This is a genomic window from Rathayibacter sp. VKM Ac-2879 (assembly GCF_015351245.1).
Taxonomy (GTDB): domain Bacteria; phylum Actinomycetota; class Actinomycetes; order Actinomycetales; family Microbacteriaceae; genus Rathayibacter.
Genome location: NZ_JADKSO010000001.1, coordinates 1 through 13072, shown reverse-complemented (window position 1 = coordinate 13072; position 13072 = coordinate 1). Strand labels below are relative to the sequence as shown.

The window sequence follows — 13072 nt, the reverse complement described above, 5'->3', positions numbered from 1 at the left end:
CGGCGGGCGACCGTCTTCGGCGAACCGCCGAACGCCTGCCCCCGATCACGAGGTCCTCCCGCTGTGACTGCATCCCCGACGCGCCCCGACGCCTCCGCCCTCCGGGAGCTCCGCGCGATCCTGTTCGACCTCGACGGGGTGCTCACTCCCACCGCCGACGTGCACATGCAGGCCTGGTCGCGACTGTTCACCGAGTACCTCGCCGCGCGCGGCGTCACCGAGGGCTACACCGACGCCGACTACTTCCGCTACATCGACGGCCGCCCGCGCTACGACGGTGTCCGCGCGCTGCTCGCCTCCCGAGGCATCACCCTGCCCGAGGGCACTCCCGACGATGCCCCCTCGCTCGAGACGGTCTGCGGGTTGGGCAATCGCAAGAACGACGCCTTCAACCGCACACTCGCCGAGAACGGCGTGGCCCCGTACCCGGGCTCGCTCCGCTTCGTCGACGCCGCGATCGCCGCGGGCGTGCTGGTGGCGGTCGTCACCTCCTCCCGCAACGGCGTCCCGGTGCTCGAGGCCGCGGGCCTGAGCGACCGCTTCGAGGTCGTCGTCGACGGCCTCCTTGCGGCCGAGCGCGCCATCGCCGGCAAGCCCGCGCCCGACACCTATCTCTTCGCCGCCCAGCTGCTCGGCCTCGAGGCCTCCGCCTGCGCCGTCGTCGAGGACGCCCACTCCGGAGTCGCCGCCGGCCGTGCGGGCGGCTTCGGGCTCGTGGTCGGGGTCGATCGCGGAGTTGGCGCAGAGACCCTGCTCGAGCATGGCGCCGATATCGTCGTCGACGACCTCGCCGAGCTCCTCCCCTTCCTCCCCTCCGCCCCCGCCCCCGAGGACGCCGCATGAATCCCATCACCTCCGATCCGCTCGACCGCAATCGCTTCCCGGTCGACGAGTGGGCCCTCGTCGAGACCGAGTTCGCCTCCGAGCTGCAGGGCCGCACCGAGACGCTCTTCGCGACCGGCAACGGCTACCTCGGCTTGCGCGGCAACGTGGAGGAGGGTCGCGACGGCTACGCGTACGGCACCTTCATCAACGGGTTCCATGAGACCTGGCCCATCCGTCACGCGGAGGAGGCGTTCGGCTTCGCCCGCGTCGGCCAGACCATCGTCAACGTGCCCGACGCGAAGATCATCCGTCTCTACGTCGATGACGAGCCTTTCGTGGTGAGCGAGGCCGACATCCTCGCCTACTCGCGTCGTCTCGACTTCGCCAACGGCGTGCTGACCCGTGAGCTCGAATGGCGCACGCCGTCCGGCAAGCGCGTCCTCATCCGCTCGCGCCGTCTGGTCTCCTTCACCGACCGCCACCTCGCGATCCTCGAGTACGAGGTCGAGATGGTCGACCACGATGCGTCGGTGCTCATCTCGAGCCAGATCCTCAACCGTCAGGACGGCATCGACGAGTACCACGCGCCCTCGGGTAGTGAGGGCGCGGGCTTCGACCCGCGCAAGGCGGAGTCGTTCGAGGACCGGGTCCTCCAGCCGCGCCTCAAGCGCGTCACCGGCACGCGCTACCTCCTGGGCTATCGCACGACCAACTCGCAGATGACGATCGCCTGCGGGGCCGAGCACGTCCTCGAGACCGAGAACGAGTGGGATCAGACGTCGCAGATCGACGACGACCTCGCCAAGCACGTCTACCGGGTGAAGGCGAAGGCCGGACAGCCGGTGCGCCTCGTCAAGACGCTCACCTACCACACCTCCCGCGGCGTGCCCGTGCGCGAGCTCGCCGACCGTTGCGACCGCACGCTCGACCGTGCCCGGGAGAATCCGGTCGAGGAGCAGTTCGTCAAGCAGCGCGAGTGGCTCGACGACTTCTGGGCCCGCTCGGACGTGCAGCTCGACGGCCAGTCCGCGATCCAGCAAGCAACCCGCTGGAACCTCTTCCAGCTCGCGCAGTCGACGGCGCGCACCGACGGCGGAGGCGTCGCCGCGAAGGGCGTGTCGGGCTCGGGCTACGGCGGCCACTACTTCTGGGACACCGAGGTCTACGTCCTGCCCTTCCTCAGCTACACCGCTCCGCTCGTGGCCCGCAACGCGCTGCGCTTCCGTCAGAACATGCTCGAGGCGGCCCGCTCGCGCGCGGCAGAGCTCAACCAGCGGGGCGCTCTCTTCCCCTGGCGCACCATCAACGGCGAGGAGTCGTCGGCCTACTACGCCGCCGGCACCGCGCAGTACCACATCGACGCCGACATCTCGTATGCGCTCATGCAGTACGTGGGCGCGACCGGAGACGACGACTTCCTCGCGAGGGGAGCGATCGACATCCTCGTCGAGACCGCTCGCATGTGGGCCGACCTGGGCTTCTGGCGCAGCAACGGCGACGATCACTTCCACATCCACGGGGTGACAGGCCCGGACGAGTACACGACCGTCGTCAACGACAACCTGTACACGAACGTGATGGCCCGGGCGAACCTGCGCTCCGCGGCGCGCGCAGTCGAGCTCTTGAAAGCCGTGGAGCCCGCCGCCTTCGAGCGGATGGCCGATCGTCTCGCGCTCGAGGAGGGCGAGGTGCTCGAATGGGCCCGCGCGGCCGAGAAGATGCACATCCCCTTCGATGCCCGCGCGGGCATCCACCCCCAGGACGCCGCCTTCCTCGAGAAGGAGCTGTGGGACCTCGAGAACACGCCGGCGAGCAAGCGTCCGTTGCTGCTGCACTTCCACCCGCTGGTGATCTACCGCTTCCAGGTGCTCAAGCAGGCGGACGTCGTGCTCGCGCTCCTGCTGCAGGGCAACGAGTTCACGGCCGAGCAGAAGCGCGCCGACTTCGAGTACTACGACGCGCTGACCACGGGAGACTCCACCCTGTCGGCGGTCGTGCAGTCGATCATCGCCGCCGAGGTGGGGTACAGCGAGCTCGCTCGCCACTACTTCCTCTCGGCGCTCTTCGTCGACCTCGCCGATCTGCACCGCAACACGGCCGACGGCATCCACGTCGCCTCCACGGGAGGCGTCTGGAGTGCCCTCGTCTATGGCTTCGGCGGCATGCGCGACCACGGCGGGCGCATCACGCTCGACCCGCGCCTCCCCGACGACTGGCAGCGCCTGACCTTCCGCATCACCCTGCATGGTACCCGGGTGCGCGTCGAGGTCACGCAGGAGGCGGTGCTGCTCACGGTCGAGAGCGGCGGCTCCGCGGCGATCACCGTGCGCGACGAGCGTGTGCACGTCGAGGCGGGCAACCCGGTGCGGGTCACCCTCACGCACCAGGGCCGTCGCCTGCACGGCGCGCCCACCACGTCGGACATCGAGGGCACCCGTCGCTCCGACGGCACCGTCATCACGGCCTCGATGCCCACCATCTCGATGAGCCCGGAGCCCGAGGTGCTGACCGGTCCGTAAGGCCCGTCTGAGCGCGAGGGGCGCGGCCGCCCGCCGACGGTGCGGCGATTCCGTGCCTCTCGTGCGGATGACGCGCCTCCCCGAGATCGGCGATCGAGCCCGCTGCTAGCGTCGGCGCAATGTTCGTGAGCAATCCGCAGCTCGACCCGGGGGACTCCCGTCAGGCCATCCGTGGCTGACCAGAGGTCTGGCTCGCGGGGCGTCGTGGCGGTTGTCAGCGACTATGCGCTCGACTACACCGGAGGCGCGCAGACGGCGATGGTCTCCGAGTGTCGGAGCCTCGTGCAAGCGGGGGTCCCGGTCGTGCTCGTCGTCCCGGACTCCCCGACAACGCTGCCGCTCGACGGCATCGACGTGCGTCGGCTGCCGGCGCCGAGGATCCCTGTCGTCGCCCTGCCAGTGATCCGCAACAGCACGCGCACGCGCGCCCGGCTGGAGGCGATCTTCCGCGAGGAGGGCGTCAGCGCGGTCCATGTGCACTCCGACTTCGGCCTCGCCGTGGCGGCGATCGAGGTCGCCGCACGCCTGTCGATCCCCTCGATCGCCACCGTGCACACCTTCTTCTGGCGCGGTGTGCCCGGCCTCGTCGGCGACCTGCTGACGCCGCTCGCAGCGCACTACTTCGGGGTCGTGACGGGTCGCCGGCCGCGGCGGGGCGGGGGTAGCCGAGACAGTCTCGGCAACCTTCTGCGGGATGTCACCCGGAGCACCGCCGCTCGCGCCGATCTCGTGGTCTCGCCGTCCCGTCATCAAGCAGAGGCATTGCGGCGGGCAGGCGTACCCCGGGTCGAAGTGCTACCCAATACGGTGCTGCCGAGCCCGGTTCTGACGAGCTCCGTTCTGCCTCGCGTCTCGCCCGCCGTCGGCGGCGAGCGGAGTGGGGGCAGTGCAGGGACGGACGCCGAGAGCGGAGGCCCTTTGCGCCTCCTGTGGATCGGGCGGTGCGCTCGCGAGAAACGCCTCCTCCCCTTCATCGAGTCGTGTCTCCTCGTCCTCCAGCGGAACCCCGAGGCGATCCGAGTCGAGGTCATCGGTACGGGTCCCTCGCTCGCGCAGGCCGTCCGTCTCGCGGCGGGGTCGGCGGCCATCGCCTTCCGCGGCGTCATCGAGAACGCTCGCATCGGCGACGCGATCCGGGAGTCGGATCTCGTCGTCCTCACCTCCTTCGGGTTCGACAACCAGCCGATGGTCATCGTCGAGGCCCTGCGGGAGGGGCGCGGGATCCTCTACGTCGATCCGAACCTCGAGGAGGGGCTCGATGGTCCGGGCCTGCTCGCACCGGTAGACCCCGCCGGTTTCTCCGCCTTCCTCGAACGGCTGTGCGGCGACCGCGCCCCCGTCCGAGACGCGGCCGCCGCCGCTCTCGTCGCCTTCGCGCCCTTCGCCCCCGCGGCCCACGCCGCGTCCGTCCTGGCCCTGCACGCTCAGGCGCGCGAGCTCCTCGCGCGCCCTTGCTCTCGCGACCCGTCGCGAGAGGCCCTTTAGGCGGAGGCGAGCAGCGAGCGCAGCGCGGAGGTGAAGAATGTCAGCCCGTCCACTCCCGACCGCATCGCTGCGGCGGTGTCCGGCCCGAAGCCCTCTTCGACCGCGTGCTCCGGGTGCGGCATGAGCCCCACCACGTTGCCGCGCCTGTTGCTGATGCCGGCGATGTCGTTCATTGAGCCGTTCGGGTTGTGGCCGAGGTAACGGACGACGACCCGTCCCTCCGCCTCCAGCTCGAGCAGCGTCTCGGCCGAGGCGATGTAGCCGCCCTCGCCGTTCTTCAGCGGGATGGTGATCTCCTGGCCGGGCTCGAAGCCGTTCGTCCAGGCGGTGGTGGTGCTCGCGACGAGCAGGCGCTGGTCGCGGCACACGAAGGAGCCGATGTCGTTCGCGATGAGGCCGCCGGGCAGCAGGTGCGCCTCGGTCAGCATCTGGAAGCCGTTGCAGATGCCCAGGACCGGAGTCCCTGCGTTCGCCGCGTCGATCACCTCGCGCATGATGGGCGAGTGGGAGGCGATGGCGCCGCAGCGCAGGTAGTCGCCATACGAGAAGCCGCCGGGCAGCACGATCGCGTCGACGCCGTCGAGGTCGTGGTCGCCGTGCCAGAGCGCGACCGGCTCAGCACCCGCGAAGCGGACGGCGCGCTGGGCGTCGCGGTCGTCGAGAGAGCCCGGGAAGGTGATGACGCCGATCCTCATCGGCTCGTCTCCGCGGCAGGGTAGTGGATGCCGACGACGTCCTCGATGACCGAGTTCGAGAGCATCTCGTCGGCGATGCGCTGCACCGAAGCGCGGACCTCGTCGGTCACCTCGTCGACCGTGATCTCGAAGCGCTTGCCCACTCGCACGCCGTGCAGCTCTGAGTGGCCCAGTCGGGCGAGGGCGCCGGCGACGGCCTTCCCCTGCGGGTCGAGCAGCTCGGCCTTGGGCATGACTTCAACGACGATCGTGGGCACCGTGTTCTCCGGAGTCTCGGGGGAGTGCGGTCTTCCGCGCGCTCATCGTACCCGCCGACCCCGCTCCCCTCCCCCTCGGGGGAAGGGGCCTCGAGCGGAGGAGACTCCTTCTCGGCGCCGCCTCCCCCCCCGAGGCCCTGGAGGCCGCCGAGTGACGGGCGACCCTCAGCCCGCCGTCACGCGGATCGCGTTCGACCAGGGGTCCTCGAAGGAGAGCGCGTGACCGTCGTTGACGACCGAGACGCCGCCGTGCCGAAGGCGCTCCTCGAGCGCCCCGAGGTCGTCGCGTTCCGGCACCGAGATCTCGACCTGGCCGAGTCCCAGCGCCAGCTGCCTCCGCCCCGAGCCGGCCGAGTTCCAGGTGTTCATCGCCATGTGGTGGTGGTAGCCGCCCGCCGACACGAACAGTGCCTGCCCGCCGTAGGCGATCGTCGTCTCGAAGCCGAGTCGGTCGACGTAGAACTCCTTTGCGGTGGCCACATCGCCCACGCTCAGGTGCACGTGCCCCACGGAGGCGCCGCCCAGTCGCGGCTGCGCGATCGCCTCCGCGGTCAGGTGCTCCCGGAGGAACGCGTTCGGGTCGAGGTACAGCGTCGACATCTCGATGTGCCCGTGCGTCCACGACCACTGCGTGCGGTCGCGGTCCCAGTAGAGCTCGACGCCGTTGTGCTCGGGGTCGTCGAAGTAGAAGGCCTTGCTGACCAGGTGATCGCTGCTCCCGGTGAAGGAGCCGGGGTGCTGGGTGGCGACGTTGTAGACGGCGGCCGCGAGCGCCGCCTCCGTCTCGAAGAGGATCGCCGTGTGGAACAGTCCGGCGCTTCGCGGCGACGCGTGCCGCAGCTCCGGCGCGTGCTGGAGGATCACGGCGGGGACGTCTCGCCGACCCAGCACGGCGACGGGGCCGTCGTGCGAGAGGAGGTCGAGCGTGACGGCATCACGGTAGTAGGCGATCATCCCGTCGAGGTCGGCGACGCGGAGGGTCACCGCTCCCATCGCAGTGTGGGGGGAGAGCAGGTCGGCGGAGGAGGGGTTCGTCGCGGTCACACTTCTGTCAACTCCGTTGTAGCCACAACTAATTCCCGGGTGCGCTCATAGGAAGTCCATAGTCCGCGTCCAGTCGGCACGGGGCGCGCGGTCGTCGAATGGAGTCCGGTCGCCGCACGGGCGGCCCGCAGCCACGAGGACGACACCATGAACGAGCGATACGACTCCGAGGGCGCCAAGCGCGAGAGCGCCCCCGCCTCTCCCTCCGCAGAACACGGCGCCGACGAGCGCGTCGCGTTGCGCATCGACGACCGCCACCGTCGTCGTCGCGCCCTCCTCGCCGGAGGCGTCGGTCTCGCCGTTCTCATCGGCGTCACGGCCGGAGGCGTCGCCTACGCCGGGAGCATCGAGCCCGCCTCGACGAGCGCCACCACGACCGTGTTCCCCGGCGGATCCCGCGGAGGGTTCGGAGGCGGCACCGCCGTCTCTCCGTTCGCGGGCGGAGGCATGCCTGCGCCCCGCGGCTCCGGATCCGCCTCTCAGGCGACTACGGCGACGCCCGCCACCACCGCCCAGATCTCGGGAGTGGTCACGATCACCTCCGACCTCACCTATCAGGACGCCCGCTCTGCAGGCACGGGCATCGTCCTCACGTCCGACGGCATGATCCTCACCAACAACCACGTCGTCGAGGGAGCCACGAGCATCTCGGTCACCGTCGAGTCGACCGGCCGCAGCTTCACCGCGCGCGTCGTCGGCACCGACAAGACGCAGGACATCGCCGTCCTCCAGCTCGAGAACGCCTCCGGCCTCACGCCCGCCTCCCTCGACACCGACGGCACCTCGGTCGGTGACGCGGTCACCGCCGTCGGCAACGCGGAGGGGACCGGCGACCTCGTGTCCGCGCCGGGGACCATCACCGCGCTCCGGCAGCAGATCACGACACAGCCGGAGTCGGGCATCTCGTCCGAATCCCTCGTCGGCCTGATCCAGGTCGACGCCGACATCGTCCCGGGGGACTCCGGCGGACCGCTTCTCGACTCCGACGGTCGGGTCGTCGGGATCGACACGGCCGCCTCGAGCGGTTCGGCCGATGTCGCCGGGTTCGCCATCCCGATCTCGACCGCCCTGGACATCGTCGCGACGATCGAAGCTGGGGCCGACACCGCGACCGTCGAGATCGGCTACCCCGCCTTCCTCGGGGTCGCCCTGTCGGCACACGCCGATGCGTTGCCCGGCAGGGGAACCCCGTCGGCCTCCGGCGGCGCCGCGATCGGCGGCGTGATCGAGGGCACACCCGCGGCGGAGGCGGGGCTCGTCGCCGGAGACACGGTCACCTCCCTCGACGGCGCCGCCGTCAGCTCGAGCGATCAGCTCTCGGCCGCCCTCGCGAAGCGCGAGCCGGGCGAGTCCGTCTCTCTGACCTGGACCGACGCGGAGGGTGCCTCCCACTCGGCCACCGTCACCCTCGCTGACGGGCCCGTCTCCTGACGCCCGCCCGGGCGAGGTGCCGACCCTCGAGGCGGCGCGGCAGTCGTAGGCTCCGGCGCACTCGCACGCAGTCGTCACCCTTTGTTCTGACTCAGTCAAGACAACTGCAGTAGTCTCGCCACCATGACGACACCGGACGAACGACTGCGAGCCTCCGGGCTCAAGGTCACCGCCACCCGGCGAGCCGTCCTCGGCGCCCTCGAGGAGCAGCCGCACGCGGGGGTCGACGCGATCCTCGCCCGCGTGCGCACCGCTCTCCCGGAGGCGTCCTCGCAGGCGGTCTACGGGGTCCTCTCGGCGTTCACCGAGTCGGGCCTCGTCCGCCGCATCGAGCCGGAGGGGCATCCTCGCCGGTTCGAGCTGCGTGTGGGAGACAACCACCACCACGTCGTCTGCCGCCGGTGCGGCATCGTCGCCGACGTCGACTGTCTCGTCGGCGAGGCGCCCTGCCTGCATCCGTCCATGTCGAGCGGCTTCGCCGTCGACACCGCCGACGTCACGTTCTGGGGCACCTGCCCCGACTGCCTCGCGGCAGCAGAGCGCTGACCGGTACCCGACCGAGACCGCCGAACGCGAGCATCCGCTCGCACGACAGGAGGACCATGACCGAGGAACGATTCACCACGACCACTTCCGGGGCGCCGGTCGCCAGCGACGAGCACTCGCTGAGCGTCGGAGCCGACGGGCCCCTCGCGCTGCACGACCACTACCTCGTCGAGAAGCTCGCACAGTTCAACCGCGAGCGCATCCCCGAGCGGGTGGTCCACGCCAAGGGCGGAGGCGCCTTCGGCCGCTTCGTGACGACCGCCGATGTCAGCGCCTACACCCGCGCCGCGCTCTTCCAGCCCGGCGTCGAGACGGAGATGCTGGCACGCTTCTCGACCGTCGCCGGCGAGCAGGGCTCGCCCGACACCTGGCGCGACCCGCGTGGCTTCGCGCTGAAGTTCTACACCAGCGAGGGCAACTACGACCTCGTGGGCAACAACACCCCGGTGTTCTTCCTTCGCGACGGCATGAAGTTCCCCGACTTCATCCGCTCGCAGAAGCGCCTGCCGGGCAGCCACCTGCGCGACCACGACATGCAGTGGGACTTCTGGACCCTCTCGCCCGAATCGGCGCACCAGGTCACGTGGCTGATGGGCGATCGCGGCCTGCCCGCCTCGTGGCGGCACATGGACGGCTTCGGCTCGCACACCTATCAGTGGATCAACGCGGCCGGCGAGCGCTTCTGGGTCAAGTACCACTTCAAGACCGATCAGGGCATCGAGATCCTCAGCCAGGAGCAGGCCGACCAGATCGCCGGAGAGGACGCCGACTTCCACCTCCGCGACCTGTCGTCGGCGATCGATCGCGGCGACTTCCCCTCCTGGACCCTGTCGGTGCAGGTGATGCCGTACGAGGACGCGAAGAGCTACCGCTTCAACCCGTTCGACCTCACCAAGGTCTGGCCGCACTCGGACTACCCACTGATCGAGGTCGGCACGATGACCCTCGACCGCAACCCCGAGAACTATTTCGCGCAGATCGAGCAGGCGGCCTTCGCCCCCTCGAACTTCGTGCCGGGCATCGCGGCAAGCCCCGACAAGATGCTCCTCGCGCGCATCTTCAGCTACGCCGATGCCCACCGCTACCGTGTCGGCACCAATCACGCGCAGCTGCCGGTCAACGCTCCGAAGTCGCCCGTGCATTCGTACTCGAAGGACGGGCCGATGCGCTTCGACTTCCAGAAGTCCGAGGTCCCGGTCTACGCGCCCAATAGCCAGGGAGGCGCGCACGCCGATCCCGCGCGGGCCGCGGAGTCGGGCGGTTGGGAGACCGACGGCGAGTTGACGCGCGCCGCGGCGACCCTCCACCCGGAGGACGACGACTTCGGCCAGGCCGGGACTCTCTATCGTGACGTCCTCGACGCCGCCGCCCAGGCGCGCCTCGTCGGGAACATCGCCGGCCATGTCTCCAAGGTGACCCGGCCCGAGTTGCGGGCGCGGGTTCTCCAGTACTGGGCGAACGTCGACTCCTCGCTCGCGCAGCGGGTCGCGGAGGCGCTCGAGCCGTCCGCTCCCGGAGCCGACGTCTCCCCCGAGGAGGTCGGCATCGGGGCGTAGCCCTCGACGAGAGCGCGCGGCCCGGATCTTCTCGGTGCCGCGCGCTCGTCAGAGGCCGGCGCGCCCGCTCAGCCGATCGGGCGGCGCACCCCCGGCCGCCAGAACGCGTCTCCCGTCAGGAACACCAGGGCGGGCACGAGCACCGTGCGCACCACGAGGGTGTCGAGGAGCACGCCGACGCAGACGATCACACCGATCTGCGTGAGCGCGACCACGGGCAGCACTCCGAGCACGGCGAAGACCGCGGCGAGCAGGATCCCGGCGCTCGTGATGACTCCGCCCGTCGAGGCGAGTGCTCGCACCATCCCCTCGCGGGTGCCGTGCCGCGCCCGTTCCTCCTTCGCCCGGGTGACGAGGAAGATGTTGTAGTCCACCCCGAGCGCCACCAGGAACAGGAACGCGAACAGCACGACGTTGGCGTCGAAGGCAGGAAAGCCGAGCACGGTGCGGAACAGCACGGTGGCGGCGCCCAGGCTGGCGAAGAAGGTCGCGAGCACGCTCGCGATCAGCAGCACCGGTGCGACGAGTGAGCGCAGGAGCAGCGTCAGGATGAGGAACACGATCCCGAGGATGATCGGGATGATCAGTGCCTGATCGTGCTCGGAGGCGGTACGGGTGTCGAGCGCGGTCGCATCGCTGCCGCCCACCAGGCTCGCCTGTGCTGGACCCTCGGCGTCCGAGTAGGCCTTGCGGAGCGCGGTGATCGTCGCGAAGCTCGCGGTGCTCTCCGGCTCGGAGGCGAGGGTCACGTCGAGCGCGGTCCTCCCGTTCGCGCTCTCGCCCGGACGCACGGCGGCGACACCGGGCGTCGCCTCCGCGAGAGTGGTCGCCTCGCCGACGGCGTCGTCGGGAGCGAGCACCGTGGTCTGGGCGGTGAGGCCCGCCCCGAAGGAGTCGTCGATCACGAGCTGCGCCCGCACCGACTCCGGGTCTCCGAGCAGCTGATCCGTCTGCGAGAGGCCGACGCGTGCGCCGACCAGGCCGAGCGAGAGCAACCCGACTCCGAGCGTGGCGATGACGGCGATGCGCGCGGGGTGACGGGCGACTCCCCGGCCGAGCCGAGTCCACGGGCCGGGGCGCCCCTCCCGATGCAGGTGTCCATCGGCGTCCGGCCGTGGAATGAACGGCCAGAACAGCCCTCGACCGCAGAGCACGAGGGCGGAGGGGAGTACGGCCAGGGCGAAGGCGATCGCGATGGCGACTCCGATCGCGCAGGCGAAGCCGAGGGCGCGGTTGCCGGCGAGTTCGGCGAGAAGGAGGGTGAGCAGACTCAGTGCGACCGTGCCTCCGCTCGCCGCGATCGCGGGTCCCGCGCTGCGCACTGCGGTGGTCATGGCGCGGTGTCGGTCCGGCTCGTGGAGCAGCTCCTCGCGGTATCGCGCGACCAGCAGCAGCGCATAGTTCGTCCCCGCGCCGAAGACCAGGACAGAGAGGATCCCGCTGACGGAGGCGTCCACGGTGATACCGGCCGCATCGGCGAGCGCGGTGGCCACGACGCGCGCGAGTCCGTCGGCTGCCCCGACCACGACCAGGGGGACGATCCAGAGCACCGGACTGCGGTAGGTCGCGATGAGCAGGACGGCGACGACGAGCACCGTGACCAGGAGGAGGCGGAGGTCGGCGCCCGCGAAGGCGTTCGAGATGTCGGCCTGGAAGCCGACGGCACCGGTCAGGTAGCTCGAGAGTCCGGCCGGTAGGTCGGCGGAGGCGGTGCTGCGCAGCTCACTCGCCGCGGTCTGGACGTCTGCCTCCACCTCCGAGCGCGAGAGCGGCACTGCGACGAGCGCCGCTCGGCCGTCGTCGCTGAACTGCGGGTGCACGGCCTGCGGAGTCGTCGAGCGCGCGGCGAGCGCTGTCGCCCGCTGCGCGATGGCCTCTCGGTCCTCCCCGGTGAGCCCGTCCGGACGTTCCCACAGGACGATGCCCGCCGTCGTATCGGCGGAGGGAAACTGGTCGAGGAGCGCTGCCACCCGCGCCGACTCCGCGGAGTCGGGAAGACCGGAGGCGGGGAAGCCGGAGTCCGAGCCCTGGGGGAGGAAGGCGAAGAGCGCGCCGATCGCGAGGGCGGCGGCGATCACCGTGAGCCACGCGCTCCGGCGTGAGCGGACGAGGCGGGCGAGAGGAGTCATGGGTCACTTCCGAGCGCGGGGACGAGAGATTAGTCAGCTTACTGACTAATAGCGCTCGAGGAGCGTGCGCGCAGCCCTGCGCAGCCGGGGCCAGGCGCGACACGCCCGGGATTCAGGCTTTCGGGCCGCGGTTTGACAGTCCGGTTGTCGCTGCGTAAATTATCCCGAGTCGCCACAAAGGCCGCAGGGAAACGGAAAGAGCAGCAGCTCCTACGTCCCGGCCTCAATCGGGACCATCCACTCGGCAAGACAGCCTCTCGAGGCGGGTCGGCCACACGGATGTAAAACCTTCGCAGGATCCTTCGGATTCAGCCACTTCGCCGCTCGACTCAGGACTCACGTCATGAATCGAGCAACGTCGGAGCGCCTACGAGCGCGATGACATCGCGAAGTTGCCGAATTTGACACGGCCTGCGGATGTGCTAGCTTATACAAGTTGCCACGGCGACAGGGAGAAAATCTTCTCCTAGTCTAACCGGGATAATGCGTATGACGCAAGCGGCAATACTATTCGATCACTCTCGTTGTGAAGCATCTTTGTGGTGTGGAGGTGGGGTGTGTCCGATTCTTGAGAACTCAACAGCG

General features: G+C 70.1%; 10 protein-coding genes. 6 read left to right on the top strand and 4 right to left on the bottom strand.

Annotated elements, in window-relative coordinates; all coding sequences use genetic code 11:
• Positions 1-63: 63 nt before the first annotated feature.
• From ITJ45_RS00050 to ITJ45_RS00040, 3 genes are all read left to right on the top strand, one after another.
• The gene (locus ITJ45_RS00050) at positions 64-843 is read left to right on the top strand and encodes an HAD family hydrolase (RefSeq protein ID WP_194606813.1); all 780 of its coding nucleotides are present in this window, start codon (positions 64-66) and stop codon (positions 841-843) included.
• A complete protein-coding gene (locus ITJ45_RS00045) occupies positions 840-3344 on the top strand; it encodes a glycoside hydrolase family 65 protein (protein WP_194606812.1) in 2505 nt (834 codons plus the stop codon). Before ITJ45_RS00050 ends, ITJ45_RS00045 begins: the two co-directional genes overlap by 4 nt.
• A gap of 171 nt (positions 3345-3515) precedes the next feature.
• Positions 3516-4829: a glycosyltransferase family 4 protein gene (locus tag ITJ45_RS00040; RefSeq protein WP_194606811.1), complete on the top strand. Its 1314-nt coding sequence runs from the start codon at positions 3516-3518 to the stop codon at positions 4827-4829.
• On the opposite strand, the gene purQ is transcribed toward ITJ45_RS00040, so the two are convergent.
• The 3 genes from purQ to ITJ45_RS00025 form a co-directional block, all read right to left on the bottom strand.
• Positions 4826-5524, bottom strand: coding sequence for a phosphoribosylformylglycinamidine synthase subunit PurQ (purQ, locus tag ITJ45_RS00035; protein WP_194606810.1), 699 nt, complete (start codon positions 5522-5524; stop codon positions 4826-4828). The two genes, ITJ45_RS00040 and purQ, sit on opposite strands and share 4 nt — an antisense overlap.
• Positions 5521-5781, bottom strand: coding sequence for a phosphoribosylformylglycinamidine synthase subunit PurS (gene purS, locus ITJ45_RS00030; protein WP_194606809.1), 261 nt, complete (start codon positions 5779-5781; stop codon positions 5521-5523). Before purS ends, purQ begins: the two co-directional genes overlap by 4 nt.
• Before the next feature lie 165 nt (positions 5782-5946).
• The gene (locus tag ITJ45_RS00025; RefSeq protein WP_194607671.1) at positions 5947-6774 is read right to left on the bottom strand and encodes a VOC family protein; all 828 of its coding nucleotides are present in this window, start codon (positions 6772-6774) and stop codon (positions 5947-5949) included.
• Between the two features lie 198 nt (positions 6775-6972).
• On the opposite strand from ITJ45_RS00025, the gene ITJ45_RS00020 reads away from it, so the two are divergent.
• The 3 genes from ITJ45_RS00020 (at position 6973) to ITJ45_RS00010 (ending at position 10358) form a co-directional block, all read left to right on the top strand.
• Entirely contained in the window at positions 6973-8256 is a 1284-nt protein-coding gene (locus ITJ45_RS00020) for a S1C family serine protease (RefSeq protein ID WP_228493389.1), read from the top strand.
• A gap of 123 nt (positions 8257-8379) precedes the next feature.
• Positions 8380-8802 (top strand): Fur family transcriptional regulator, encoded by a 423-nt coding sequence (locus ITJ45_RS00015; RefSeq protein WP_194606808.1) that lies wholly within the window; start codon positions 8380-8382, stop codon positions 8800-8802.
• Between the two features lie 56 nt (positions 8803-8858).
• Entirely contained in the window at positions 8859-10358 is a 1500-nt protein-coding gene (locus ITJ45_RS00010; RefSeq protein ID WP_194606807.1) for a catalase, read from the top strand.
• A gap of 68 nt (positions 10359-10426) precedes the next feature.
• Here the strand turns inward: ITJ45_RS00010 and ITJ45_RS00005 are convergent, their stop codons facing one another.
• Positions 10427-12487 carry an MMPL family transporter gene (locus ITJ45_RS00005; RefSeq protein WP_194606806.1) on the bottom strand — a complete coding sequence of 687 codons (2061 nt, stop codon included), beginning with the start codon at positions 12485-12487 and terminating at the stop codon, positions 10427-10429.
• Positions 12488-13072 lie beyond the last annotated feature (585 nt).